This is a genomic window from Kordiimonas sp. UBA4487, from assembly GCF_002389025.1.
In the GTDB taxonomy this organism is placed as follows: domain Bacteria; phylum Pseudomonadota; class Alphaproteobacteria; order Sphingomonadales; family Kordiimonadaceae; genus Kordiimonas; species Kordiimonas lacus.
Genome location: NZ_DGNR01000012.1, coordinates 219,448 through 245,545, shown reverse-complemented (window position 1 = coordinate 245,545; position 26,098 = coordinate 219,448). Strand labels below are relative to the sequence as shown.

Below are 26,098 nucleotides of genomic sequence, written 5' to 3'. Positions count from 1 at the left end.
TATGAATTTTCGGGGACAGCCCGACAAAAGGCTGGACCTTGACCTTGCGATCAAGCAGCATGTGCGCCGAAAAGTAACGATCTGAACATACAAGTCAATAAACACCGAGCACGGCAAGCTGCCGCCCCAAGCTTCACGCCCGATGCTCCTGCCCGGGAGGCAAAATGAGTTCCGAACAAATCTCCATCCGCCGACAACGCAAAACCCGTATTGTCGCAACCCTGGGGCCCGCCAGCAGCAGTCATGAACGCATCAAGCAGCTGTTCCTGGCTGGCGTTGACGTGTTCCGCCTGAACATGAGCCACGGCGAACACAAAGACAAAGAAGCGCTGGTGCACACCATTCGCGCGGTTGAGCGTGAGCTCAATCACCCCATCGCTATTCTCGCTGACCTGCAGGGCCCGAAACTTCGCATCGGCCTGTTTGAGGACGGCAAGATCACGCTGAAGGAAGGCCAACCCTTCAAGCTGGACCTTCTGGACCAGCCCGGCACCAGCGAGCGTGTATACCTGCCGCACAAAGAAATTTTCGCCGCCCTTGATGTTGGCACCAATATCCTTCTGGATGACGGCAAGATCCGCCTTGAAGTGGAAGCCGTGGAAGAAAGCCGCGCCCGCACCCGCGTGATCGTGGGGGGTGTACTGTCTGACCGCAAAGGCGTGAATGTGCCGAACGCGGTGCTGCCACTGGCGGCGCTCACGGCCAAGGACCGCAAGGACCTCACCTTTGCGCTGCAGTGCGGTGTGGACTGGGTCGCGCTTTCCTTCGTGCAGCGCGCCGCGGACGTGGCCGAGGCCAAGAAGCTGGTGGGCAAGAAGGCGGCCGTGATGGCCAAGATCGAAAAACCTGCCGCCGTTGAGGCGCTGGACGAGATTATCGAGCTGGCGGACGGTGTTATGGTTGCGCGCGGCGACTTGGGCGTTGAGGAGCCGGTCGAGAACGTACCGGGCATCCAGAAACAGATCGTGCGCAAAGCACGCCACGCCGGCAAGCCGGTGGTGGTCGCGACCCAGATGCTGGAGAGCATGATCAAATCCCCGGTGCCGACGCGTGCAGAAGTGTCAGACGTGGCCACGGCTGTACTCGATGGCGCTGACGCTGTGATGCTGTCGGCCGAATCTGCCGTGGGTGACTTCCCAATTGAGGCCGTACAGGTGATGGACCGCGTGGCATCGCGCGTGGAGCATGAACCCACCTATTTCCTCAGCGGGTCAGAAGAACGCACCAACCCGAACGCCACCACGGAAGACGCCATCACGGCAGCTGCCCGGCAGGTTGCGCGCACAGTGAACGCCAAAGCCATCGTGACCTTCACGTCATCCGGCGCCACGGCGCTCAGGGCCGCGCGGGAGCGCCCGGACGCCCCGATCCTGACACTGACACCTAAGCTGGCGGTTGCCCGCCGCCTTGCCATCGTGTGGGGCCTGCATACGGTGAAAACCAAGGATGTGGGCGCGTTCGAGGAAATGGTCGGCAAAGCCAAGCGCATGGCGCTCAGGGCTGGGCTCGTAGTCCCTGGTGACCGCATCGTGGTGACCGCAGGCGTGCCCTTCGGCACACCGGGCGCCACCAACGTGCTGCATATCGCATGGATCAGCGGGAATGAGCTGGGCTAATTGAAAATCGTCACTCGCCGACTGGATCGGCGAGTCTAGCCTTCGCGTTAGGAATGGATTCGCCGGTCAGGTGGCGTACCGCCAGCTTCGCAAACAGCGAAGACGATCAAAGAGCATAAGAACGAAAAAAACCGGGGCAAGTTCCCGGCTTTTTTATTTAAAGGTACCCGCGGACCTTGAGGTCGGCTTCCAGATGCGCGGGCGCGGTGAAATGATGGCCCAGCATGCCCTGGCCTTCTGCGGCTCGGACGTTGTCGATCCGGTCATCGATATAGACTGTGGCTTCGGGCGTCAGGCCATAGCGGCTGATGGCCACTTCAAAGATGCGTGGATCAGGCTTCACCAGCTTCTCTTCGCCTGAGACCACCACGCCTTTAAAGTGCTTCGTGAAATCATTCTGCGCACAGAAAGGCGGCCATTTCTCGTGCGAGAAATTGGTCAGGCCATAGCAGGGAATGCCCGCATCCGTCAGGCGCTCGAGAATATCAATGGTGCCATGGATCAGGTCACCGATCGTCTCGTCCCAGCGCTCATCGAACGCGCGGATCAGGTCTGCATGCTCGGGGTGCTGTTCGCTCAGAATTCGCACGCCTTCGGCGAACGGGCGGCCACGATCATGCTCAGTATGCCACTCCAGCGTCACCACATCGCGCAGAAACGCATCAAGTGCGTCCGATTCGGGGATCAGCTTCTGGTACAGAAGGCGCGGGTCCCAGTGGACAAACACATTACCAATATCAAAAAGAACAGCTTTAGAAGACACGGATAGTTACCCCCAAATGAGAAAGCCGCGCGACTCTATCAGAGCGCACGGCTAAATCAATTCAGACTGGATCAAACCAGACTGGGCTGAGCGAGAGGCTTAGCCCTGACGCGCTTTGAAGCGACGCTGAGTCTTGTTGATCACGTAGATGCGGCCTTTGCGGCGAATCACGCGGCAATCGCGGTGACGGCTCTTCAAAGATTTCAAGCTATTACGAATTTTCATCGTTCGTCTCACTACAAACCGGCAAAAACTTGTTCCCTGCCTGGCCAGCCGGCGCTTGGCACACAGGGCGGGAACGACGAATCCGTCACTCCGCTAATCCATTGGCGGCGGAACATAATGATGAGACCCCCCCCTGTCAATAGCTTAGACTCCGGTTAGACTGGCTTTTTTGTCAATCGGGACCGTGAGGCCAGCGCACAAAAAATAGAGGCGCCCCCCATGCCCGGTGGGACGCCTCCAAATTTTCCCTAATAGTAATCAGGGATAGTCCGCTCACGCCTGTGCGTCAGTAAGGGGATAATACCAAAACGGGACCATCTTGTCATGGAAAATCAAGGGCAGCAGCCCTGCCCTTCCTGGCGCCCACTCCGGAATCAGCATTGACCACCCACCGCCTAGCCTGTAGGCAATCCACAGAAGGGCATTCCACAGAAGAATAAGGGAGCATCCCCCATGCTGATTTCCAGCCAGTTCGATAGCGGCAATATCGAAGTCGTCAAAGCAGACAACGCGTCTGATATCCGCCTCAACATCCGCAAGGACAACCAGTCTGATTTTTATCAGTGGTTCCATTTCCGCGTATCGGGCGTTGAAGACACGCCGTGCAAGCTCACGATCGAGAATGCGGGTGGTGCGGCATATACTGACGGCTGGAAGGACTATAAAGTCTGCGCGTCCTATGACCGCGAAAGCTGGTTCCGGGTCGACACCGCCTTCGACGGCGAGACCCTGTCGTGGGAATGCACGCCAGACCAGGACTTTATCTATTTCGCCTATTTCGCGCCCTATTCGATGGAGCGCCACGCAGACCTGGTTGCCGACGCGGCCCAGTCACCCCTGGTGCGCACCAGCGTGCTTGGCCACACGCTTGACGGCCAGGACATGGACCTGATCGAGCTGGGCTATGGCCCCGAGGGCCGTAAGAAAATCTGGCTTCAGGCCCGCCAGCACCCGGGCGAGACCATGGCCGAATGGTGGATGGAAGGCGCGCTTGATTACCTGCTGGATATGGACAATCCAGTTGCCCGCAAGCTTCTGGAAAAGGCCCACTTCTATATCGTGCCCAACATGAATCCAGATGGGTCGAAGCGCGGCCACCTGCGCACCAACGCCGCAGGCGCCAACCTGAACCGCGAATGGAATATCGCGACCATGGACCGCAGCCCCGAGGTATACCTGGTGCGCGAAAAAATGGCCGAGACCGGCTGTGACTTCCACATGGACGTGCACGGCGACGAGGGCCTGCCTTATAATTTCATTGCGGGCTTTGAAGGCATCCCGAGCCTCAAGGACAGGCAGATGGAACTGATCGAGATGTTCCAGAACATCCTTGAGAAGCTGTCGCCCGACTTCCAGCAGGAACACGGCTACGACGAAGACAAGCCGGGCGAAGCCGACCTTTCCATGTGCACCAACTATGTTGCGGAAGCCCACGGCTGCCTGGCAATGACCCTTGAGATGCCGTTCAAGGACAATGCCGACCTGCCTGACCCGGACTATGGCTGGTCGCCGGAGCGCTGCCGTCATCTGGCGCGTGCCTGCATGGACACGCTGCACCGGATGATTGACGAACTTTAGGCAGCAAAGATTTCACAGAGGAAGAGCGGGGCATGTTCCCGCCCTTTTCTTTTGCCCGCGTATGTTTGAACTGGACGGCACGCCCCGCACGGCTATCATCTGGCTTGAGGGGAGATATCTATGCGCAATCCGATTTTGTTCATCCTGATTCTGTTCGCTTGCCTGCTGCCCGCAGCACCTGCCACCGCCAGCGACGCCGACTATCATTATAGCGGGCATGTAGCCATCGTGCCTGAAAGCGGCTTCCTGAAAGCCTCATGGGTGATCGACGTCCGCGACCCAGCAGACGACCAGATCACCTTCTTCATCCGCGACACCCTTGGTAACGTAACGGTGGGAGGCGAGGATGCGGCCTCTTCCAGCCTCGGCCAGGTTGAAGGCATGGAGGACTTCACTGCCATCAATGTCGACCTCAAGCCGTCAGGCGGCGCAGCGCGCCAGATCGAGATTTCCTATGACGGCGAGCTGATCAGTAAACCCCTGCCCCACAATATCAACACCATCTCAAGCGAGATTATCGAGTTGAATGTGGATAGCTTCTGGTTCCCGATAGACAAGCGTTTTTCAAAAGTGCTCAGTGCTGACGTGACGATTGACGTACCTGGCACATGGCATGGTCTCTCCACGGGGGAGGTCCAGACTGAAGAGGGTAAGATACGCATCACCAACACCGACCCCCGCCTTGACATCGCCTTCACCCTGGCAAAGGCCCCACGCCTGACACAGGCGGGCGGCTTTGATATCTTTGACCTGCGCGCGACCGACGCAGGCATCGAGGCCCTGGGTAACACTGCAGCCGCCTGCATGACCGAACTGAATGCCCGCTTCGGCCAAACCCAGCCGCTGCCGGTTGCCAAACTGGTTGTCACGTCCCGCAATGCGGGCGGCTATGCGCGCGAAAACTATATTGTGCTGACAGATATTGGTGATACGCCGCCTGACCGCCTCACACAGTTCATCTGCCATGAATTTGGGCACTATTGGGCGCGGGGCGCGGCCTTCAAAACCGTTGAAAACTGGCTGAATGAAGCCTTCGCAGAATATACGGGCTTTGTGGGTGTGCGCACCATCTTGGGCGAAGAAGCCTTCAAAGGCCAATTGGAACGCTTCGCCAATCAGATCGAAGGCAAGGACCTGCCACCCATCTGGACAGAAGGCGCCACCGAACGCAGCCCCTATCTGGTCAATTATAGAAAAGCACCGCTTGTGCTCGCTGAATTCGAGAAACAGATCGGGCGCGACAGTTTCCTGCGGATCGTGCAGCGCTTTTTCGCCCAACCGGTCAAGACAACGCCGCAGCTTCTGACAACAGTCAGTGAGGTTGCAGGTCCGGAAGCCAGTGCGCGCTTTAAAGAAATGCTGGCCAAATAACAGCGACATAGGATGAGAGAATGAGCAAGAAAATCGACGTCAGCACACTGCCTGAACTTGTGGGCACCCTATATCCAGCCCCCTATTACGGGCCGGTAAAGGCACGAGCGAAGAAGAAGCTGGGCGACGCAGCGGGCCTTACGCAGTTCGGTGTGAACCTGCTGAGGCTTGAACCCGGTGTCTGGTCTGCGCTCCGGCACTGGCACACACGCGAAGACGAGTTCATCTATGTGCTTGAGGGCGAGGTGACGCTGATCACCGACGCGGGCGAAGAGGTCTTGTGCGCAGGCGATGCCGCCGGCTTCAAGGCTGGCGACGCGGACGGCCACCATCTGGTGAACAAATCTACGAGCGACGTACTGGTGCTGGAAGTGGGTACGCGCACGGACGACGATATTGCGCACTATCCAGAGGCCGACCTTGTGGCTGTCAGCAAGGGCGAAAGCTTCGCCTATACCCGCAAGGACGGCACCGAGTATACCGACATCAAGCGCCGAGGCCCAGAGGACGAATAGGGCACAGACAGCAAAAAAGGGCCCTGCCACATGGCAAGGCCCTTTCTGGGAAAGCCACCTGCCTATTCGAACAGATCGGTGGAATATTGATACGTTTCATCTGCCTTTGCACCAAGGACCGCAAGCGTGAAGCCGTCCGGCACATCGCCGCCGGCGACATAATCAATGTCTTCATCGCCGTCCAGCAGGAAGAACTGGCCTTCGCCCGGCCCCAGGTCTTTGTTGTGGTTGTTGCCAGCCTTGATGCTTACCGCCAGCAGCTCATAGTCGTCATAGCCGTAATTAATCATGAAGCTGTCCAGGTCGACATTGTCGAGGTCCGTCTCGCCCGACCAGCCGTCGATCTTCACCTTGAGGATGTCGCCACTGCCGTCATCCAGATACAGCACCACGTTTGAGATATCATGATCTGCCGTGCCCTTCTTGTTGGAGAAGGTACCGAAGTGATCATCGCCCTCTTCAGGGCCCGTGTCACCGCCGATGCCGTCGATGGTCAGAGTCACCGTTGCCGTGTCAAACCCGCCATGGCCGTCTGACACCTGGTAGGTGAAGCTGTCGGCCGCGGTTTCGCCGTCATTCAGGGCGTCGAACGCACCGTTCGGGTCATAGCTATAGGTGCCATCGGCACCCAAGGTGAGAAGCGCGCCGGAGTCCAGGAGGACTTCCTGCCCCACCGCTGCGCTGTCGCCGTTCACAGCAGACACCGTCAGTACGTCGCTCAGGTCCGGGTCGCTGTCGTTCGCCAGCACGTTGCCGCCCACAGCAGTAGCTTCGTCGGTGCTGCCGCTGTCGTCGAGCGCATCAGGGGTGTCGTTCACGCCTGTGACCGTTACAGTCAGCGTCGCGCTGTCGGAGCCGCCATTGCCGTCATCGACACCGTATGTCACGTCAGCCGTGAAGGTTTCGCCTTCTGCCATCCAGTCGGCGTCCGAAGCGTCAACGCTGTAGCTGCCGTCCGCACCAACGGTCAGGATCACGCCGGGCGCAAGCTCGATTGGCGTCCCCACGCTGCCTGCGTCGCCATTCACACCGGTGACTGTCAGGCCGTCAGGGATGCCGTCGCCGTCGGCGTCGCCCGCATCCAGATCAATGTCGTTTGCGAACAGGTTGCCCGTGGCCACATCGTCCTCAAGCACATCTGCAGCATCGTCGATGGCATTCACCGGATAGGGCGCGTCGCCATACAGCTTGTCCGAGTCTTCGCGACCACCATCGGCGGAAGATACAGATGTCTGGCGCACGGCCATATGCTCAAGCGCGATGTCATCCAGCGTCAGCGGGCGGTCAGCTGACAGCACGAAGCTCACGCTTTGATAATCATCGGTGCTCATGCCTGGCGTGCCGAACTCCACACCCACTTCATAGGGGCTGTCCGGAACACCGTTCGTGGAAACTCCGCCGCCAAGGTTCGACACGCTGCCGTCCTGCACGACCTGGGTAATTTCGCTGCCGGTGAAGGTCAGATTGCCCAGCAGGCTGTCATCCGCCACATCGAAAAACAGACCACGGATGTCTGCGATCTGGCCGTCTGCATCCTCGTCGTTCGACAGGGTGAAGAGGAGCGTGCCGTCCACGCCCTCAACAATCGTGATGGTGATCGGGGCCATTCCGTCGTCGCCGGTTTGGGTATCAAGAATGAAGGTCAGTGTGCGCATAATGCATCTCCAAATGATCTTGCGTGCCATCCAGAGGTGCCTGTTTCTGCAGTCGTTGTACGTGCCTGGTCACGATGCGGGAAAAGTTCCGATGGCTATTGAGCCAATATCCGCATCAAGCGTGCCAATAGATAAAATTGTATCTATTTCTCTGTTTCCGTAGCGGAAAGGGCCCAGTTAGCAACTGCGCCCTAGAAAGATATGTCTAATTTTGCGACAAAAATTCCGCAAATTGCTTCAGAATATTGTCGCTTTTTGCATCACATCTCCTGGTCCATACCACTTGCGCTGGCACCCGAGTCCGCGAGGCACTTGCCAAAACGAGACACCTTCTTATAGTCACCAATACAAAAAGCAGTGGGAGGGGGGGGCGACATGGCCGACACTGAGATGATCGCGGAAGAGCCGCAGGACAAGACCGACACAGGCCTTGAAAAAGCCTGGCACCGGGTAAAACTAGCCTCAATTGCTGCCATGATTTCAGCCACCATAACGACACTTGTGGCAGTTGCCGGGTTCTTTGTGGACGAACCAACAGGAAAGCTGGCCTACTATCTGGACCCGTGGCTTCTGATTGACGCGGCATGTTTGTGGGTAATGGCCTATTTCGTCAGGAAAGGATCGTTCTTCACTGCCGTGATCCTGGTGATCTACTGGATTCTCTCCATGATCTTGGCAATGATTGAAGTGGCGACAGGCGGACTCCTGATCAACTTTTTGTTCCTCTATTATTTTGTCAACGGCGCAAGAGGCGCTCGTATTATTCGGCGGTCGACACCTGACAAAAGCCGAAATGTTGGATTGCGCATATTGCTTTGGGGCGCTGGGAGTGTGGTGGCGATTATTTTCAGCTTCCTGTTGATTGTCGGACTGGCAATGGAGCTTGGTTTTGCGCCCGACACCGAAGTACAGAAAGGTGCCGCTGTGCCCGATCGAATCGTGCAGACAATGCGAGAAAATGGGATACTGACGGAGAATGAGACCGTAGAATACTTCTACAGCGCGGGGGCGTTCTCGGCTCTGGAAGACGGAAACGTCATCACAGACCAACGTGTAATTTCCTATTGGCAAGATGACGCTTCAGAGCTGCAGATAAACTCAACAGCGCTGTCTGATATTGAATCAGTGCATATCGATGAAAAGGGCGATGCCCTCAATGACACCATAATCCTAGTTTATGACAATGAGGGATATTCCTTCATGTTGGGCATCACAACGGAAAATGGTGGCGACCGGCGTTTTTTTGAACGCCTTAACCAGATCGCCAACCAAAACAAGAAAGGTGAAGGCGCAAGTTAGTCGCCGTCAAATGATACCAGGCTGACCACCTTGTCGCATCGGGCGCGGAGCTTGTCAGCACCGCCCAAGCCGGGCAAGTCAACTACAAAACCGGCTCCTACCACGTCGCCACCCAGGTGGTCGATCAGGTTCATGGCAGCGTCTGCAGTCCCGCCTGTGGCGATCAGATCGTCGATCAGTAGTACACGATCACCGGCACCGAAAGCATCCAGATGCATTTCAAGCGCGGCCTCGCCGTACTCGAGCTGGTATTTTTCCTCGATGGTCTGGTGCGGTAGATTGCCAGCCTTGCGGATCGGCACGAAACCGGCCCCCAGCCTGCATGCAAGTGCGCCTGCGAGCACAAAACCGCGCGCTTCCACGCCCGCGACCATCTGCACACGGTCATTCCTGAAATGACCGAACAGAAGATCAATGGTGTGCTTGAGCGCCGCCGGATTACCAAGGAGAGTGGTGATATCCCGAAACATGATCCCTTCGGAAGGGAAATCCGGAATGGTCCGGATATAGGACTTCAAGTCCTTCATAAGAGCCTCGTATCAAAGTGGATTAGGCGTCCACTTTATTCGTTTCCAGTATCTTGAACAAGAAAAGAGCGATAAAGGCGCCAACAATCTGCGCGGCAATGAAAGCCAGCACATCGGCGGGTGCAATGCCTGAAAATGTGTTGGTGAAAGACCGCGCGATGGTCACAGCCGGATTGGCGAAGCTGGTGGAAGCCGTAAACCAGTAGCCCGCCGTAATATAAAGCCCAACGGCATAGGGAACAATTTCCGGGCGGTAGCGCACTGTGCCGAGGATGGCAGCAAGCAGGCCGAAGGTGGCCACGCCTTCACTGATCCATTGGCCCGTACCAGTCCGCACATTCAGCGATGTCTGCACGATAGCCTGGTCAAACATGGCGTGCGCCAGCATCACGCCCGCAACACCCGCCACAATCTGTGTTGCGATATAGGCAGCGGCTTCCGTGCGCGTCAGTTGGCCTTTCGCGAAGAACACCAGCGTCACTGCCGGGTTGAAATGCGCGCCGGAGAACGGCCCGAAGATCATGATCAGCACAACAAGAATGGCGCCTGTGGCCGCCGTGTTGCCCCAAAGGGCCACCGCATCATTCCCGGCCGCCAGGGTCTCCCCCATGATGCCGGAGCCAACAACGGTTGCGAGCAGCATCAGCGTGCCGACAAATTCGGCCACCAGTTTCTGTGTCATGGTCATGTTCGGTTTCCCTTAAGCCCTAGCCAGTGCGATCCGCGATCGCGCGCAGCGCTGCTTTTAGCGTGCCTGCATCCATCTTTTCAACATCCAAGGCCACAAGCTGCTCGATGAAGGGGTCGATCATGTCATAGACGTCGGAAAATACCTGAAGCTTTTCGTCGTCTGTGCCTTCCACATAGGCAGGGTCCGGAAAGCCCCAATGCACTTGCACCGGCGCCCCCGGCCAGATCGGGCACGTCTCCCCCGCCGCGCTGTCGCACACGGTGATGACGATATCCATCTTTGGGGCATCCGGGCGCGCGAACTCGTCCCAGCTTTTCGAGCGGAACCCACTGGTGTCATAGCCCTTGGCATCAAGGAGCTTGATGCCAAAAGGGTTCACCTTGCCGGTTGGCTTGCTGCCTGCACTGAAGGCCTGGAAGCGGCCCTTGCCTCGCTCGTTAATGATCGCTTCACTTAACACTGACCGCGCAGAATTCCCCGTGCACAACACCAGAACATTCACCATCACCAACCCCTCAAGCCGTTTAACGTTTACGTCATAGTCGCGTGTAAGGGCTTCTCGCCCGCGCGCCTTGCCCCTATTTTCGGCTGATACACTATGCCGGATGGCATTTTGATGACAATGGCGAAATGCGCCCACACGCAAACCAGCTTGACAGCGCGCCCGGCAAAGCTGCCTAATTCGGGGTAAGGGGAGAGGATGACAATCACGCCAGACACATTGTTGGCCATGGCGGAGGGACTGGCAAACCAGCCCCTCATGCTGGCGTGCGTGCTGGCCCTTGCCACCCTTGTCACGGAAGACGGCACCTTGATTGCCGGCAGCCTGATGGTCGGCGCCGGGCTGGCGTCAGCGCCGTTTGTGATCGCCGCTGTCGCCTTTGGTATCGCGGCAGGCGATGTGGGGCTGTATGGCCTTGGCGCAGCGGCCCAGAAAAGCCGCTGGTTGAAGCGCCGACTGCCGCTTCGCAAAACCCGCGATTTCAGGCGCTGGCTTGAGGGGAAAAGCACCCCCGTGCTGTTTGCCTCCCGCTTCTTGCCCGGCACCCGCCTACCCACATACCTGACCTTCGGGTTCCTGCGCCTGCCGCTGATGCATTTCACGCTGGTGATGTCCGTGGCCGCGCTGGTGTGGGTCACGCTGATGGTCCTGTTTGTCAGCCACGTCCAGAAAGCCGTCGCGCACCTGGGCGGCTGGGCAGGCATCACTGCGGGCGTGCTTGTTGCCGCCGGTCTGATCATGCTGTCCCACCGCCTGGTGCGTAAAAGCCGCTACGCTGGCCAGCTGCAAGCCACACAGTCCGGAGTTGAGAATGCAAGCTGAACAGATACAGAAGATGCAGGACAAGCCCCACGCAGGCATGCCGCCGCTGGACGCCAGCGCTGGTGAGGTCAGCTGGTTCGAATTTGCCCCTGCGCATCTCTTCTACACGCCCATCGCCCTTTATTGCGGCTGGCTGTCGCTGAGGCACTTTGGCCTCACGTTGCCCACCGGCAGCAACCCGGCCCTGCCCTACTCAGGCCTGGTGGGCGAAAGCAAATATGAAGTATTGAACCACGCATGGGACACCGCCCAGGACTGGATCTCACCCTACGTGCGCGTGCTGCGCTGGAGCGGTGAGAACGCCATTGAGCGGACCCTTGAGGACGCAGAAACCGGCCTTCATAAGGCAGGCATTGCATACCCCTTTGTGGCCAAGCCGGACATCGGCATGCGCGGCGCCGGCGTGCAGCTGGTGCACACGAAAGCTGAGCTGATGGCCTACATCGAGCGGTTCCCGGCGGGGGCCAACCTGCTGCTTCAAGCGCTGGTGGATATGGAAGGCGAAGCGGGTGTCTTTTATGTGCGTCACCCGGACGAACAGAAGGGCCGCATTATCAGCCTGACACTCAAATATTTCCCCCGGGTCACCGGCGACGGCCAGTCAACACTCAGGCAGCTGATCCTGGCCGACGCACGCGCCGGCAAGCTGGCACATCTGTATCTGGAGCGCCACAGAGAACGCCTGCATGAAGTGATCCCAGAAGGCGAAAGCATCCGGCTGGCGTTTGCGGGCAACCACTGCCGCGGTACCATTTTCCGGAATGGCAATGATGAAATAACCGAGGCCATGACCGACCGGTTCGACGCCATCGCCCAAACAATGGACGGCTTCTTTGTGGGCCGGTTTGACGTGCGTTTTGATGACTTCGAAGCCTTTCAGGCAGGCGAAGGCTTCCGCATTATCGAGATCAACGGCGCGGGCGGAGAGGCCACGCACATCTGGGATTCTCGCACCACGCTCCTTGAGGCCTACGGCACACTGATGCGCCAGTTCGGGCACCTGTATGCCATTGGCGCGAAGAACCGGCGGCTGGGGCACAAGCCCACAAAGCTCAGCGACATCATCAAGGCCTGGTGGCGCGAAAAACGCCTGACCAAACACTACCCCATCACGCATTAGGGATCCGAGGGAGGGACCAATGGACTTTATCAAGAAACATATCGAATGGATTCTGGCAATTGCCATCATCGGCATTTTGGCCCCCAGCCTGCTCTTCAAATTCGGCGGTGCCGCAGAACCAGCGCATATTTTCAATGTGGTGGGTGAATGGATTGGCCTGGATTTCTTCAAAAGCACCGGGCAATACATCATTGGGGGCGTTGAAGCACTTATATGTGTGCTGATGCTGAAGCCGTCTGTGCGCGTATTTGGCGCCGTTTTGTCAGCCGGCACAATGGCAGGCGCCATCATCTTCCACCTTTTCAGCCCGCTGGGCGTGACTGTTAAATGGATGGAAAATGGCGAGATGCAGGAAGATGGCAGCCTCTTCTATATGGCATGCGTTGCTTTCATCTGTTCGCTTATCATCATGTGGCGACGGAAAGATCAGCTTCTGGCGCTTCTGGGCCGGAAAAGCGGCTAGCGCACAAAAACAAGGGAGGCAGAACACACCCATGTTCTTCCTCCCTCGCCGCACCACGGCTTTAACCGGGTTTGATCAGTGAACGACAGCCCGCTCTTCGCCTGTCCGGACAAACTTCAGGTCATTCCGCTTCAGATAACGATAAATGCGCTGGGCAGCTTCCTGACTGAAGCCTGCGGCGTGCACCAGCGTCAGCATCCGGCGCAGTTCGCCGGATTCGAAAATGCGGCGCACTTCGCCGAGCGTCACGCCCGCTTCAACTGCAAGGGCGCTACCAAGGAACTGGAAGCTACCCATTTCGGCCATTTTCATGACCAGGTTTTCATCCAGGCGCCCTTCAGCCCGCAGGTCGATGACATAGCCATGCACCTGGGCCGGGCCGGCCTTTGAAATCTTCTTCCACAGCACCTGTTCCTGGCTTTGCTGTGTCAGCGCGGTCGCCTGTTCGCCTGAAACCGCATATTTGTTCATCAGCACCTTGCGGCATTCTTCGGAAACCATATCCACGATCCGCTCAACCACGCCAAGCGGCAGGTCGCTGCGGCGCCCAAGTGCATCGATAACCGACTGATGGTCTGCGAAACGGTCGACAGTTCGGTTGCAGCTGCGCTCGGAAAAACGAATGGCTGCGTTCTTGACGGCGACAGTCGCCGGCCGAATAGGCGCAGAGCTGACCAGTGCATAGGTCGCGTGATCCCCCAAATCGTCACGGCCCGCAATCCGCATCAGGGCGTGTTCTTCAAGGTGCGGGATCAGGCTGGCCCACTGCGCGTCGGTGAAAGCGGTGGTGACCTCAACGAACGGGCCAGATACGCTTTCCACATCTGTGGCGATCCGAGCTGCCAGATCATACGGCAGTCGGCTGCAATAGCGCAGTTCAAACGCCAGCGTTTCGCGCACTTCAAGGCAAATGTCCTGCGCAAGGGCACGAGCAACATTTTCAACCGTTGCCAGCTCTTCGTCCGGACGGTTATCGGAATTCAGGAATCGAGATGCGCGCTTGGCGAGAACCACCTTCGCGACAGGATCGGCTTTTGCCAGATTTTCAGGGTCCAAACTCATCACATTGGCTCCATCTGGGAATCGCTGCTTCTCAGCTCTTCCAGTTTGGCACCCGCCTATAGTTTAGCCTGATGCCTGTAAACATTATATTAACGCCGGCCATTGTTGGCTCGACGCACTCAAAACACTGCCTGATTTCAGGCAAGCCAGACGGCCTACCCACCCTGCCAGGAACAGGGTTATGCTGCCGCGCCGCCTGCCTTTTCTGCAAGGGCAACGACATTACTATCGTCTTCAAGATCTTCAGCTGCCTGGCTGTTGAACCGTTTCGCCAGTTTGAGGAAACGGGGTGCCATGGTCTTGCTGACATTGGCCATCTGCATCAGCCGCACAAAGGCGGACGGATCTTCAAGCGTCAGAATTTCGCGAATGCGCCCCACCGGCAGGCCGGCTTCAAGCGCCAGCGAGCTTTCCATGAAGGGTGCGCAGCCACGGTCGGCGATTTCCACCACCAGCAGGTGTGTCAGGCGGCGGTCGTTCCTCAGATCTGTAACAAAGGCATGTATCTGGGCCGGGCTCGCGGTCTTGAGCTGGTCCCACAGGGCCTCGATTTTATTGTCTTCAGCAATCTGCCCTGCCACATCGGAATCGATGGCATATTGGGACACCAGCGTGTCGCGGCAGTGGGCCGACACCTTATTCACAATACGCTCAACCACGCTCAGCGGCAGATCGTGACGGGCACTCAAATGGTCCATCATCCGAACATTGTCGCTGAAGCGGTCAACCACCTTGCCGGACGCCTTTTCGGGCATTTCCGACCGGTCATTACGGACCAGTGTTGTCACGCTGCGCTCTTTGCCGTAGGTCGCAACAGCTGTTGAAACTGTTTCCGAGAGGTCCGACCGGCGGGCCAGCGTGATCAGCGCATGTTCTTCAAGCGCCGGGATCAGCCGCATCCATTCCTTGTCGGTAAATACGTTGGTTTCGCCCAGAAACGGGCCGGACACCATTTCCACATCGCGGGCAATTTTGTCCGCCAGATCGTGCGCGAGGACCTTACATTTCCTGAGCTCAAACGCCAAAACCTCCCGAACCTGTGGGGAGACGTCCTGAGCCAACACACGCGCCACATTTTCAACAGTCGCGCGCTCTTCCTCAGCCTGCTCCTTGACCAGAAACTGGCCAACGCGCTTGGCGAGAACGATTTTCTCGAGCTGCACTGCATCCACTAATGTCACGGCATTAAAGTCCATTCTTGAGGCTCCAATCCTGCCTGATCCGTTAACCGGGCCTGATTAAAACCGGTATCAACACACGCCTGATGCCTGTCACAATGTCATATGGGGGTGAGAATTTCGTCAACGAATGGGGAAAGGTTAGCTAAAATTGTATCGATTTTTCAGGGCTTTGGCGGACTTCATCCGGAAAACTCCCCGGTCAGATTTTCCTGTGCCTCTGCACCAGTGCTGGCACGTGAGCGACCGACCACGAACCGGACACACCATACCGGGCATCATGCTTTAACGACTGATGCCTTCAATGCATAAGTCTTTGTAAAACATACTATTTTCTATACATCCTACAGCAAAACCCGCAACGGGGCAGTCAAGCAACCAGGAAAAACCAGTATGGTCGTCATCGGTCGGCACAATGTGTGTGCGGCCACAAGACCACCCAGTTACTGCGGCTGAAACAGCATCCACATGGCAATAAAGCAAAAGCTTCCCAAGCAATTGATGATGAAGATTTTTTGCCCTTTCACACCAACGTTTAACGGGGTTGAGGCTGCTTTCGCCCTACCACCATGACATCCCGCATACCGATTCGTCTCCTGTCCTTGCGCGCCCCATAGCCCACATATCGTCAAAAAAAAGGGGAGCCAGACGGCTCCCCAGTTAAATTGCGAACGAAAGCCAGCGGCTTTCGAGACGCGAGAGATTTCGTTACTCGTACCTGAGCGCCCGGATCGGGTTACGCCGCGCGACGGATGCGGCCTGCCCGCCAACGGTGAGCCAGGCAATCATGAAAGCAGCCAAGGCAGCCAACAGGAATACCCAGCTGTTGCCCAACAGGGATATCCTGTAGGCAAATCCGTCAAGCCAGGCACTCATGCCCGACGCGGACACAAGGACACCTATCGGAATGGCAAGTGCTACCAAGCGGCTGAACTGCCACGTCAGGAGCAACACGATATCCAGAACCCGGGCCCCCAACACCTTGCGAATGCCAACCTCTTTGATGCGGCGCACCGCAGCGTATGAAGCCAGCCCATAGAGGCCTAGGCAGGCGACCAGCACAGCAAACAGGCTGAAGCCGCCAAACAGCTGGGCCTGCCTTTCGGCATCCTGATAAAGGCCCCTGTAGGCCTGCTCCAGGAAGGTTGGGCTCATCGGCACGCCCGGCACCAGATTGTTCCAAATGGATTCAAGTTCAGCCAGGGTTTGGCGCTCTGCTCCCTGTTGCAGCTCCACAATCATATAATAGAGCGGCCGATCAGAGACGAAGAAGGCCATGGGTTCGATTTCCTTGTAGAGACTGCCAAGGTGAATATCCGGCACCACCCCAACAACCGTGGAAACAGTTTGCCTGCCCGTCGGCGTGATGATCTGCTGGTTGATGGCCTGGTCGGCACTGCCATATCCCAACAGCGTTGCCGCCGACTGGTTCAGGACGATCCCGCGGGTGCGGGGCAAGGCCGGGTCTGTCGGTGTGTGTGTCAGGTCGGCCTGTCGGTCAGCCGCAAACAGTCGCCCTGCCAGTGGGCTTTGGCCCATCAAGGGGAAGAAGTCGGCATCAACCCACACCTGTGTAATGCTGCGGGCTTCATCTCGGCTGGCATGCTGAGGTACAAAAACGCCCAAGCCGTGCGGCGCCTCAGGCAGGGGCGCCGTTGTCATGGCAACGGAGCGCACACCCGAAAGCTGGGAAAAGCTGTTCTTGAGCGCCAAGGCAACGGGCCGCACTTCGCTTTCGCTGATCGGCACGATAACCTTGCCGGCGGGGTCGAAGCCCAGATCAGCAGTTCTGACATAATCCGTCTGCCGGTAAATGATAGCGGTAGACGCGATCAGGGCGACAGACACAGAAAACTGCAGCACCACAAGGCTGTTGCGAAGCCAGGGAACGCCATCGCTTGTCGACTTGTTTGCCGAAAGCACGCTTGTCGGCCTGAAGCGGGACAGAACGAAGGACGGATAAAACCCACCACATACCCCGGCAAGCACCGCCGTACCGCCCAACAGGGAAGCCGCAGGAATACTGTAAAGCGGCGCAAGGCTGATGTCTTTGCCCAGGAAATTACCGAAGCTGAACAAGGTGAGCTCCGCCAGGACAAGCCCGAGGAGCAGCGCCAGAAAGGCCGTGAGCACCGCCTCCCCCAAAAACTGAACCATGATCTGCCGCGATGAGGCACCCAGTACTTTCCTGAGTGCCACCTCGCGTGCATGCCGAAGCGCGTTTGCCGTCGAAAGATTAGCGAAGTTAACCACTGCCAATGCCAGCACCAGAGAGGCAATCAGGGCAAAAGTGACGACCGTGTCAATATCACCCACCGAGCCTTCATGGTTATCCTTGTCTGAATAAAGGTGCAGGTCAGCAACCGCCACAGCATTATAATGGTGAAGGTCTGCGGGGGGGAGTTTGGTCCATGTCAGGGTGATGTTGCGCTCGGCAAATGCCCGCCCGTTCTGCTCAAGGACAATTGGATCAAAGCCTTCGTTCACCTTGATATAGGTATGAGCCTGATCCGACCCCCAGGTATCACGAAAACCAAGCAATCCGTTTTCGTCGGCGGAAATGCGCGTCAGGAGCTGGATATCCAGATGTGTATTGGCTGGCAGATCCTTCAGCACAGCAACGACCGTTCTGTCTTCCCGACCTCCGATATTCAGGATTTGCCCGATGGGGTTTCTGTCACCGAAAAATCTTTTCGCCGCGGTCTCGGACAGCGCGATATTGCCGGTGTTTTTCAGAATATCGGCCCGCTGGCCCAGAACCACAGGCAAATCAAATAGAGCGAAGAAATTCGGGTCCGCGAAATAGAGCTCCTCAGTGAACTGGTTTGCCCCGCTGCGAACTGTGAATTTCCGTGTCTTCAGACGCGTCGCATCCTCAATGCCGGAGAAATCCTTCACGAGAGCCGCCGCAAGGGGGGCTGGTGTCATGGCAGACGGGATGGGTGCGTGCCCCGGCTCGGTCTCGGTAAACTCAACCTTATAGAGCGCATCCACGTTCGGCAGCCACCGGTTGTAGCTCAGTTCATAATTTACATAGAGCCCGATCAGCGTCACCGCGGCGAACCCGATGGCCAACCCGCCGATGTTGATCACGGACAGCATCCTGTTACGGAGCAACCGCCTGAGCGCCACCAGAAAATAGTTTACAATCATCTTTTTCCTCGCTGCCGACTTTCCGGCTTTTTATTCGTATCTGAGCGCCTGGATCGGGTTGGCTTGCGCCACATGGGCTGCGCGCCCCGCAACCGTGAGCCAGGCAATCAACAAGGCCACCATACCTGCCGCCAACGCCATGGCGATGACGAAGGTACTATCCAGCCGGTACTGGAAGCTTTCCAGCCAGCCAGACATCACATACCAGCCCACGGGCCAGGCAATGACATTCGCGATCAGCACAGGGCGCGAGAACTGCCACACGAGCAGTTTGACAATGTCCACAACCCGGGCGCCAAGTACCTTGCGGATGCCGATTTCCTTGGTGCGTTGCTCGGCAGAAAAAGCCGCAAGGCCATAGAGCCCCAGGCACGCCACGATGATGGCCAGGCCTGAGAAGGCAGCAAACAGTTTTGCCTGCGCTTCCTCACTGGCATACTGGGCAGCCAGCATATCCGACACAAACTGATGGCCAAGTGGCGTCATCGGCAGGTGATCACGCCAGATGCCTGCAATACCGGTTGTAACCGATTGGATATTATCGGTATTCAGCGTGAGGGTGATGGAATCAAGGGCTGGCGGGTTGATCCAGTAGGCGGTCGACCGCACACCGAACTTGAGCGATCGGAAATAGATATCCGGCACCACGCCTACGATAGTGAAATCATGACGGCCCGACTGGAACACTTCAGCCCGCAATGTTTTGCCGAGGGCCTGAGCAGGCGAAGCGAAGCCAAGCGACCGAACCGCCGCTTCGTTCAGCACAACTGAAGCCGTCCCGATACGATCTTCGCCGTCGGGGATGGGGTTGATGGCATCTGTGCCGAAAGCTTCATCGAAGGTGCGACCGGCAATTGGGCTAATGCCGTAAGCTTCGAAGAAGTCATAGCCCACAGAATGATAGTTGACGACTACCTGGTCACCTTGCATGTCAGCGCCAGTGTTATCCAGCACGGTGAAGCCGGTGTTGTTTTCATTGTCCTGGCTTGGCACTTCGGATGACAGCACCGCCTTCGAGACACCGGGCAACTGCTCGAGAGCCTGACGAATGGTCTCAGCCTGCGGCGTACCCGCGGCGTTCCCCAGGTTGGTAATTGCAAGCTTGCCGCTGTGCACATAGCCCACGTCCATGCTTTTGGCGTAGGTGGTCTGGCCATAGATGACGGCGGTGCACATCACAAGGCCAATGGAAATTGCAAACTGAAACACAACGAGCGCCGAACGGAAGGTGGAAGCACCCCCCACATCAGACGATTTGTTGGCTTTCAGGATACGCGCTGGCAGGAAGCGGGACAGGAACGCTGCCGGATAGCTGCCGGACAGCAGCCCCACCACAATGGCAACACCCGCGAGGGAGAGCAGAAGCGGCAGGTCCTGAAGCACATCAAACACCAGATCCTTGTCGATGGCGTCATTATAAAGTGGCAGGGCCAGTTCAACGCCGACAAAGGCGAATAGAAGCCCGAGGGCCGCGATCGCCACGGCTTCACCCAGGAACTGCAGCGCCACTTGGCGCCGGGTTGCCCCCATGACTTTTCTGAGCGCCACTTCCCGCGCCCGCTTGGACGCCTTGGCGGTCGACAGGTTCATGAAGTTGATCGACGCGATCAACAGGATCAAAAGCGCCACGCCAGAGAAGGTATAGACCATATTGATATCGCCCATGGGCGACAGGTCTCCCATGTTGCCAGCGTCACGGCGGGCATGAAGATGCAGGTCAAGAAGCGGCATGACATTCGGCTTGACGAAATCTGTCACTTTGCCCGGCATGTCCGTACGCTCGCTGAAAGGGCTTTCATTATCCAGCCATGTGTCGTAGCGCGCCTGCAGGTCTGCCGCTGTCGCGCCGTCCTTCAGCTTGAAATAGGTATAGACATTCACGCTGGTCCAGGTGTTCAAGATGTTGGGCGCGAAATCGAACATGGAAGGCTCCATGCGCACCAGGAAGCCAAGCTGCAGGTGCGAATTGCCAGGAATGTCCTTCAGCACGCCGGCAATCGGCAACGTCATTGGCTGTCCCCGCAGGCAGCAGGCCGTCAGGGTTTCCCCCACCACATCCGTACGCCCGAAATATTTGATCGCCAGTTCTTCGGTCAGCAACATGTCCAGCGGACGGCTGAAGCTTGAGGACGCATCACCATGGACAAACGGCAGGTCAAGCACGTCGAAGAAGGTGCCATCTGCAAACGTCACCTGCTCGGTAAAGGCATTATTGTCCTTGATGATCGTGGTCGTGTTGTTGACCAGGCGAACACCTTCTGCCACCTCTGCGCTGGCGTAGGCCTTCAAGGCCCCCATGATGCGGCCCGCAGACCTGACTGTCAGGAACGGAGGACGCTCCTGCGGGTAGAAAGCCGAATGGATGCGCACAACCTTGTCCGCTTCAGGTACCCACTGATCGTAGGTCAGCTCGTCCCGCACAAACAGGAGGATGAGAATGCAGCTCATCATACCGATGGCCAGACCGAACACGTTGATGGCCGAAAACAGCCTGTTCTTCATGATATGCCGCCAAGCAGTCAGCAGATAATTTCTAAACATGTTCGTCTCCTCGCTTTCGCATGCGCCCCACAGGTCCGTGCCCGTGGGGCTTTATGATCCTAGTCGTGCTTCAGGGCATTGATCGGGTTCGACCGCGCCACAGCAAGTGCGTGACCTGCCACAGTCAGCCACCCAATCAACAGGGCCCCGGCTCCCATCACCAGAAACGGCAAAACACCCAATTCAACACGGTAGGCGAACCCGTTCAGCCAATCGTTCAGGAAATAGAAGGCAACAGGCCAGGCAATCAGATTGGCGATCAGGATGGGCTTGGAAAACTGCCACAGCATCAGGCCGACAATATCCGCAAGCCGCGCACCCAGCACCTTGCGGATGCCGATTTCCTTCGTCCGGCGTTCCGCCGTGAAGGACGCCAGGCCATAGAGCCCCATACAGGAAATCAGGACAGCCAGCAGGGTGAAGGCCGCCAGAATATTGCTCAACTGGTCATCGGTTTGATACTGTCGTTCAACCATCTCATCCATGGTGCGGTACCGCAGTATGCTGTCTGGATAGGTGGCGTGCCAAGCCTGTTCGATGGCCGCAATGGCCGCATCGCGGTTTTTGCCGTCGATGCGCACGCTCATGTCGGAATTGCGGATGAAATCGATATAATAGATACCCGGCCGGATCACGTCGCGGGCGCTGTCGAAATGGAAGTCTTCCACCACGCCAACAATCGTTGCGTCCACCCGCAGGCTGCTGGAAAGGTCCGCCGACACCTGTTGGCCAATGGCCGCCTCAGGTGTCTCAAAGCCAAGAAGCTTCGCACCCATTTCGTTGACTACGATATTGGCAGCACTTGCATATTCAGCATCCTCGACGCGGTCGCGAAGCACATCAGCGCCTGCGTCGGTCAGATACCGGCCAGCCAGTAGCGGAATTTCATATACCTTGAAGAAGTCCGGCCCTGTGGGCAGCCCGTCCAGCATCACCGGATCACCACCCGTGACCGGGCGAATATGCAGCCTGTCTTCGCTGCCTTCCGTTGGCACATCAGAGGAGCGGCCAACAGCTTCGATGAATGGGCTTTCGAGAAGGCGTTGTTTGATCTCATTCGAGCGCTCGTTATTAGTGCCCGACAGCACGATCAGATTGTCCGCGGTGAAGCCCAGATCCAATTGGCGGGCAAACTCCGTCTGCTTATGGACAAAGAAAGCAATGATCATCAGTGCCACAGAAATGCTGAACTGCGCCACCACAAGCCCCTGCCGAAGCTTCGAGGTGCCGTTGTCGGATGCCGTATTGCTATACAGCACATCGTGCGGCTTCAGCATGGCGAAATAAGTGGCCTGGAAACTGCCGGCACTGACACCAACACCCACACCCAGAAGCACAAGCGCGCCCAGCATGGCTGGCTCGCCCAAGAGGTTCATCTCGATGATCGAAGACAGGAACTCGTTATAATAAGGAAGGGCAATCTCGACCATCGTCAGCGCCAGCAGAAGCGCCCCGAAGGCGAGCAAAATGCTTTCCCCCAGGAACTGCTGCACAACCTGGCGGCGGCTCGCCCCCAAAACCTTGCGTACGGCCACTTCCCGCGCCCGGTGGGCCGTCCGTGCCATCGAAAGATTCAGGAAATTCACCACAGCAATCAACAGAATCAGAAACGCCACCCCCGTGAAACCATAGAGCACATCAGGCTTTGCGTTAGTGCCGTTACCATAAAGGTGCACATCACCGATGTTCACGAGCCCAAGGGTCATTGACCAGTTGCGGCCATTTTCCTGACCTTGCTGGTTCTTGGGCAGAAAGCGGTCTACGATCGCGGGCAGCTCAGCCCGTATCAGGGCCATGTCGGTGCCCGGTGCAAAACGGGCATAGGTTTGCCAGTAGGCAAAGCGCCAGTCTTTAGAGAACCAGCGTGCGCCCGCAAAATATTCACGGTTGAACGGAACGACAAAGTCATGCTGCACCACCGAATGCACCTCGGGGTCAGCGATAATGGCACTGACATAGAAGTCGCGGAACTCACCGCCGATCCGCAGTGTCAGCTTCTGCCCAAGTACCGGTGCGTCACCAAAATATTTCTCGGCCGTGCGTTCACTGATCGCAAGGTCCGACAGTTTTACAGATGCGGCATCAAAACCGCCTTTCAGGACATCGACCCCGAAAAAATCCAGATAGCCCGGTTCTGCGAAATGAACCTGCTGCGAGAACAGCTCACCATCATGCCTCAGCGTCACACCGCCATCTATATAGCGCGCGATGGCCTCAACTTCCTGGAAGGTGTCGAAGAAGACCTGTTTCAGCGGCTCGACAGCGTTTGGCGTAGGCCTATCTGGTTGCCCTACCCGAACATAGGTGTTTTCCAGCCGGTAGATATCTTCGGCTCGGTCCCAATGACTATCCCAGCTGAATTCATCACGCACGAACAGGATAATCAGGATAAAGGCAGCTAATCCCATGGCCAGCCCCAGGATATTGATGCTGGAAAACAGCTTGTGCCGCATCAAACTTCTGAGCGCCGTTTTGAAATAGTTGAAAAACATGAATGTCACCACTTTCCTTGCTGTCTTTTCCATTTGGGAGGCATCTTGCTGTGCCTGCCCGGGGGTTCTGGTCGGTATGGCTCTATTCGTACCGGAGCGCCTTGATCGGGCTGCCACGGGCCACACGCAGGGTATGGCCAATGATTGTCACCCAGGCGACACCCAACACCAACAGGCCCGCTGCCAGGAACGGCCAAGGCGTGAGGCCGATCCGGTCGATGAAATTCTCCAACCAGCGGCTGAGCCCCCACCATGCCAGCGGCCAGGCAATCAGGTTGGCAACCAGCACCGGCAGCGAGAACTGCCACACCAGAAGCCTCACAATATTGCGGCTGCGGGCACCCAGCACCTTGCGGATTCCGATCTCCTTGGCGCGGCGTTCGGTTGCCAGTGCCGCCAGGCCATAGAGACCCATCACGGCGATCACGGTCATCACACCCGCGCTGAACAGCAGAAGCCACCCCTGGCGCCGTTCGGTGTCGTAATATTCAGCGAAAGCATCATCGACAAACTGGCGACGGATCGGCAGATCCGGGAAGAACTCGCGCCAGACGCTGTCGATCGCCGCAAGCGTGTCAGCCATGCCCTCGCGCTTCACCTTGACCACCACATGACGGAATTCGTGCGGGCCGATCCAATAATAGGTCGAGCTGGGTTCGGACCGGGCAGACCGTGTGCGCAGATTTTCGACCACCCCGATGATGGTGGAGTGGAAATCGTCCCAGGTGCTCACATCCTTGCCGATTGCATCCTCAGGGTTGGTGAAACCCAATTCACGGGCGGCAATGTCATTGAGGATGATGGCCCCCGAAGCGCCCTGGTCGGTGCTCGTGCGGGAATCAGAAGGACGGTTTTTGTCGAACAAACGACCCGCGATTGGCTTGACGCCAAGCAGTGGCAACAATTCCTCCGACATGGCAAAGCGGCGCATGTCCTTCGACACGCCGTTGGCCAGATGCACACCGTTCCAGTTATTATAGTCGTGGCCGGGCATGCCGTGAGAAGCGGCAACGCCTTCGACACCCTCAAGCCGTGCCAACGCTTCCCTGAACGCCTCCTGACGTTGCAGCACCACAGGCCGGGAGATACCGCTGATCTCCAGGAGCTGTGCGCTGTCGAACCCCGTGTCTTTGCTTTTTGCAAATTCCGCCTGCATGAACACCACGAGGCAGGTGGCAAGAAGGCCGATGGTGGCCGCGAACTGTGCAACGATCAGGCCGTTCCGGAAGCGGCTGCCAAGCTTTGGCTTGATCCCGGAAAGATAGTCAACCGGACGGAAGCGGATCGCGACCATGGCAGGATACAGGCCACAGACAATGCCCACGAAAACAGTGCCAACCAGCAGGATTGCAAGCGTGCCAGGCTCGTAGATCAAACCACTGGTAAGCGGGCGATTCATCAGGCCGCTGAAGATGGGCAACAGGGCTTCCGCCAGAACAATCCCGATCAGCATCGACAGGAATGTCAGCGCCACGGATTCCACCAGTACTTGAACTGTCAGGTGCCGCGCCTCGGCGCCCAGCGACTTGCGAATGGCGATCTCACGCACCCGCTTCATTGCCAGCATGGTGCCAAGGTTTGCCACATTGATCACAGCGATCGCCAGGATCAGGAAGGCAATGACGCCGGCAGTGATCAGCGCAGAAACACTGCTGCGTCCATTGCCTCCACGCACATCACTTTTGAGGTGTGCGTCCACAGCGTACGTCAGGTGAAATTCATACTGGGGCTTCATACCCTTTTCTACCCGGTCCTTGAACCGGTTGGCTGGGCCGATGCGCAGCGCCAGTTCGTTCATGGCCTTCGCGACATCATCCGGGTTCACGCCCTCCCTGAGGCGCATATATGTGGGGCCCGAGAACGACCCCCAGCTTGTGAGCCGCCAGGGCATGTGGTCAAACACAGGGGTTGTGGCGGGCAGGAAGGCATGCACCTCCATGTCGGATGCCTTCGGCCAGTCCGGCATCACGCCGGTAACCTTCAGGGTATGTTCGCCGTCAATCTTGACCACGCGTCCAAGCGCCGGTTGGTCACCGAAGATGCGCCGGGCATCGCTTTGGCTGAGCACAATAGCGTCGGGGCTACCCAGCGCGGTTGCCACGTCCCCTTCGATGAGCGTGATGCCCATCAGGTCGAAGATACCGGGATCCGCGATTGAGATTTCCTGTTCAAAGGCTTGGCCGTCAACCGACAGCGCAACCCCGTCACCGAGGAGGCGTGAAAACTGTTCGATGCCATCAACCTGCTCCGCGAACAGGGGGGCCGTCACAGGCGGGATGGATTCGTCATTATTGGTAAAGTTGCCGTCCCGGTCATAAGTGTAAACTTCAACCCGCATCACGCGGTCGTTTTCCGGGATCCAGCGGTCGTACGACAGCTCGAAATTCACATACAACAGGATCATCATGCAGGCGGCCAATCCAACGGCCAGGCCAAATACATTGATCAGCGTATATTGCTTGTACCTGAGCAGGTTCCGGATCGCTGTCGTCATATAATTCTTAAACATCGTTTCCTCGATATGC

The 26,098-nt window shown here is 57.5% G+C and carries 20 protein-coding genes; 8 read left to right on the top strand and 12 right to left on the bottom strand.

From position 1 onward, the window contains the following. Positions 1 to 164: 164 nt before the first annotated feature. On the top strand, positions 165 to 1,616 hold the full coding sequence (gene pyk / locus B3Z17_RS10575; protein WP_068304211.1) for a pyruvate kinase: 1,452 nt from the start codon (positions 165 to 167) through the stop codon (positions 1,614 to 1,616). 157 nt (positions 1,617 to 1,773) lie between these two features. On the opposite strand, the gene B3Z17_RS10570 is transcribed toward pyk, so the two are convergent. Together B3Z17_RS10570 and ykgO are read right to left on the bottom strand one after the other, a co-directional pair. Further along, the gene (locus B3Z17_RS10570; RefSeq protein ID WP_286829771.1) at positions 1,774 to 2,379 is read right to left on the bottom strand and encodes an HAD family hydrolase; all 606 of its coding nucleotides are present in this window, start codon (positions 2,377 to 2,379) and stop codon (positions 1,774 to 1,776) included. 99 nt (positions 2,380 to 2,478) lie between these two features. Then, on the bottom strand, positions 2,479 to 2,604 hold the full coding sequence (ykgO, locus tag B3Z17_RS10565) for a type B 50S ribosomal protein L36 (RefSeq protein ID WP_020401326.1): 126 nt from the start codon (positions 2,602 to 2,604) through the stop codon (positions 2,479 to 2,481). Between the two features lie 453 nt (positions 2,605 to 3,057). Between ykgO and B3Z17_RS10560 the strand changes: the two genes are divergently transcribed. From B3Z17_RS10560 to B3Z17_RS10550, 3 genes are all read left to right on the top strand, one after another. Further along, positions 3,058 to 4,182: a M14 family metallopeptidase gene (locus tag B3Z17_RS10560; protein ID WP_286829770.1), complete on the top strand. Its 1,125-nt coding sequence runs from the start codon at positions 3,058 to 3,060 to the stop codon at positions 4,180 to 4,182. 120 nt (positions 4,183 to 4,302) lie between these two features. Then, positions 4,303 to 5,553: a hypothetical protein gene (locus tag B3Z17_RS10555; protein ID WP_286829769.1), complete on the top strand. Its 1,251-nt coding sequence runs from the start codon at positions 4,303 to 4,305 to the stop codon at positions 5,551 to 5,553. Positions 5,554 to 5,573: 20 nt separating this feature from the next. Then, a complete protein-coding gene (locus tag B3Z17_RS10550; RefSeq protein ID WP_286829768.1) occupies positions 5,574 to 6,068 on the top strand; it encodes a cupin domain-containing protein in 495 nt (164 codons plus the stop codon). Between the two features lie 62 nt (positions 6,069 to 6,130). Here B3Z17_RS10550 and B3Z17_RS10545 read toward each other — a convergent pair whose 3' ends face one another. Next, positions 6,131 to 7,723, bottom strand: coding sequence for an Ig-like domain-containing protein (locus B3Z17_RS10545; RefSeq protein WP_286829767.1), 1,593 nt, complete (start codon positions 7,721 to 7,723; stop codon positions 6,131 to 6,133). Between the two features lie 375 nt (positions 7,724 to 8,098). On the opposite strand from B3Z17_RS10545, the gene B3Z17_RS10540 reads away from it, so the two are divergent. Beyond that, positions 8,099 to 9,022 carry a hypothetical protein gene (locus tag B3Z17_RS10540; protein WP_286829766.1) on the top strand — a complete coding sequence of 308 codons (924 nt, stop codon included), beginning with the start codon at positions 8,099 to 8,101 and terminating at the stop codon, positions 9,020 to 9,022. Here B3Z17_RS10540 and B3Z17_RS10535 read toward each other — a convergent pair. Genes B3Z17_RS10535 through B3Z17_RS10525 form a run of 3 tightly spaced genes read right to left on the bottom strand, consistent with a single transcriptional unit; the run spans position 9,019 to position 10,745 of the window. Beyond that, the gene (locus tag B3Z17_RS10535) at positions 9,019 to 9,549 is read right to left on the bottom strand and encodes an adenine phosphoribosyltransferase (RefSeq protein WP_286829765.1); all 531 of its coding nucleotides are present in this window, start codon (positions 9,547 to 9,549) and stop codon (positions 9,019 to 9,021) included. The two genes, B3Z17_RS10540 and B3Z17_RS10535, sit on opposite strands and share 4 nt — an antisense overlap. A gap of 22 nt (positions 9,550 to 9,571) precedes the next feature. Beyond that, entirely contained in the window at positions 9,572 to 10,237 is a 666-nt protein-coding gene (locus tag B3Z17_RS10530) for an aquaporin (protein WP_286829764.1), read from the bottom strand. Positions 10,238 to 10,256: 19 nt separating this feature from the next. Then, the gene (locus B3Z17_RS10525; protein WP_286829763.1) at positions 10,257 to 10,745 is read right to left on the bottom strand and encodes an arsenate reductase ArsC; all 489 of its coding nucleotides are present in this window, start codon (positions 10,743 to 10,745) and stop codon (positions 10,257 to 10,259) included. Positions 10,746 to 10,940: 195 nt separating this feature from the next. On the opposite strand from B3Z17_RS10525, the gene B3Z17_RS10520 reads away from it, so the two are divergent. The 3 genes from B3Z17_RS10520 to B3Z17_RS10510 are packed head-to-tail and all read left to right on the top strand — an operon-like array spanning position 10,941 to position 13,147. Continuing rightward, entirely contained in the window at positions 10,941 to 11,564 is a 624-nt protein-coding gene (locus B3Z17_RS10520) for a DedA family protein (RefSeq protein ID WP_286829762.1), read from the top strand. Then, entirely contained in the window at positions 11,554 to 12,684 is a 1,131-nt protein-coding gene (locus B3Z17_RS10515) for a hypothetical protein (protein ID WP_286829761.1), read from the top strand. Before B3Z17_RS10520 ends, B3Z17_RS10515 begins: the two co-directional genes overlap by 11 nt. Before the next feature lie 19 nt (positions 12,685 to 12,703). Next, positions 12,704 to 13,147 carry a hypothetical protein gene (locus tag B3Z17_RS10510; RefSeq protein WP_286829760.1) on the top strand — a complete coding sequence of 148 codons (444 nt, stop codon included), beginning with the start codon at positions 12,704 to 12,706 and terminating at the stop codon, positions 13,145 to 13,147. A 75-nt stretch (positions 13,148 to 13,222) separates the two neighbouring features. Here B3Z17_RS10510 and B3Z17_RS10505 read toward each other — a convergent pair whose 3' ends face one another. The 6 genes from B3Z17_RS10505 to B3Z17_RS10480 all read right to left on the bottom strand — a co-directional run bounded on the left by B3Z17_RS10505 (position 13,223) and on the right by B3Z17_RS10480 (position 26,082). Next, the gene (locus B3Z17_RS10505; protein WP_286829759.1) at positions 13,223 to 14,209 is read right to left on the bottom strand and encodes a DUF2336 domain-containing protein; all 987 of its coding nucleotides are present in this window, start codon (positions 14,207 to 14,209) and stop codon (positions 13,223 to 13,225) included. 179 nt (positions 14,210 to 14,388) lie between these two features. Then, complete coding sequence (locus B3Z17_RS10500) at positions 14,389 to 15,405, bottom strand: DUF2336 domain-containing protein (protein ID WP_286829758.1); 1,017 nt, start codon at positions 15,403 to 15,405, stop codon at positions 14,389 to 14,391. A 690-nt stretch (positions 15,406 to 16,095) separates the two neighbouring features. Then, on the bottom strand, positions 16,096 to 18,540 hold the full coding sequence (locus tag B3Z17_RS10495; protein WP_286829757.1) for an ABC transporter permease: 2,445 nt from the start codon (positions 18,538 to 18,540) through the stop codon (positions 16,096 to 16,098). 30 nt (positions 18,541 to 18,570) lie between these two features. Continuing rightward, the gene (locus B3Z17_RS10490; RefSeq protein WP_286829756.1) at positions 18,571 to 21,081 is read right to left on the bottom strand and encodes an ABC transporter permease; all 2,511 of its coding nucleotides are present in this window, start codon (positions 21,079 to 21,081) and stop codon (positions 18,571 to 18,573) included. A 59-nt stretch (positions 21,082 to 21,140) separates the two neighbouring features. Further along, a complete protein-coding gene (locus B3Z17_RS10485) occupies positions 21,141 to 23,606 on the bottom strand; it encodes an ABC transporter permease (RefSeq protein WP_286829755.1) in 2,466 nt (821 codons plus the stop codon). 49 nt (positions 23,607 to 23,655) lie between these two features. Then, a complete protein-coding gene (locus B3Z17_RS10480; protein WP_286829754.1) occupies positions 23,656 to 26,082 on the bottom strand; it encodes an ABC transporter permease in 2,427 nt (808 codons plus the stop codon). Between the last annotated feature and the right edge of the window lie 16 nt (positions 26,083 to 26,098).

Bases quoted from the DNA above. Each gene is read 5' to 3' on its own strand.
- B3Z17_RS10485 (WP_286829755.1), bottom strand. From the start codon at position 23,606: ATGGAAAAGACAGCAAGGAAAGTGGTGACATTCATGTTTTTCAACTAT.
- B3Z17_RS10505 (WP_286829759.1), bottom strand. From the start codon at position 14,209: ATGAGTTTGGACCCTGAAAATCTGGCAAAAGCCGATCCTGTCGCGAAG.
- B3Z17_RS10520 (WP_286829762.1), top strand. From the start codon at position 10,941: ATGACAATCACGCCAGACACATTGTTGGCCATGGCGGAGGGACTGGCA.
- B3Z17_RS10535 (WP_286829765.1), bottom strand. From the start codon at position 9,549: ATGAAGGACTTGAAGTCCTATATCCGGACCATTCCGGATTTCCCTTCC.
- B3Z17_RS10480 (WP_286829754.1), bottom strand. From the start codon at position 26,082: ATGTTTAAGAATTATATGACGACAGCGATCCGGAACCTGCTCAGGTAC.
- B3Z17_RS10510 (WP_286829760.1), top strand. From the start codon at position 12,704: ATGGACTTTATCAAGAAACATATCGAATGGATTCTGGCAATTGCCATC.
- B3Z17_RS10530 (WP_286829764.1), bottom strand. From the start codon at position 10,237: ATGACCATGACACAGAAACTGGTGGCCGAATTTGTCGGCACGCTGATG.
- ykgO (WP_020401326.1), bottom strand. From the start codon at position 2,604: ATGAAAATTCGTAATAGCTTGAAATCTTTGAAGAGCCGTCACCGCGAT.
- B3Z17_RS10560 (WP_286829770.1), top strand. From the start codon at position 3,058: ATGCTGATTTCCAGCCAGTTCGATAGCGGCAATATCGAAGTCGTCAAA.
- B3Z17_RS10500 (WP_286829758.1), bottom strand. From the start codon at position 15,405: ATGGACTTTAATGCCGTGACATTAGTGGATGCAGTGCAGCTCGAGAAA.
- B3Z17_RS10540 (WP_286829766.1), top strand. From the start codon at position 8,099: ATGGCCGACACTGAGATGATCGCGGAAGAGCCGCAGGACAAGACCGAC.
- B3Z17_RS10550 (WP_286829768.1), top strand. From the start codon at position 5,574: ATGAGCAAGAAAATCGACGTCAGCACACTGCCTGAACTTGTGGGCACC.
- B3Z17_RS10545 (WP_286829767.1), bottom strand. From the start codon at position 7,723: ATGCGCACACTGACCTTCATTCTTGATACCCAAACCGGCGACGACGGA.
- pyk (WP_068304211.1), top strand. From the start codon at position 165: ATGAGTTCCGAACAAATCTCCATCCGCCGACAACGCAAAACCCGTATT.
- B3Z17_RS10490 (WP_286829756.1), bottom strand. From the start codon at position 21,081: ATGTTTAGAAATTATCTGCTGACTGCTTGGCGGCATATCATGAAGAAC.
- B3Z17_RS10515 (WP_286829761.1), top strand. From the start codon at position 11,554: ATGCAAGCTGAACAGATACAGAAGATGCAGGACAAGCCCCACGCAGGC.
- B3Z17_RS10525 (WP_286829763.1), bottom strand. From the start codon at position 10,745: ATGGTGAATGTTCTGGTGTTGTGCACGGGGAATTCTGCGCGGTCAGTG.
- B3Z17_RS10495 (WP_286829757.1), bottom strand. From the start codon at position 18,540: ATGATTGTAAACTATTTTCTGGTGGCGCTCAGGCGGTTGCTCCGTAAC.
- B3Z17_RS10555 (WP_286829769.1), top strand. From the start codon at position 4,303: ATGCGCAATCCGATTTTGTTCATCCTGATTCTGTTCGCTTGCCTGCTG.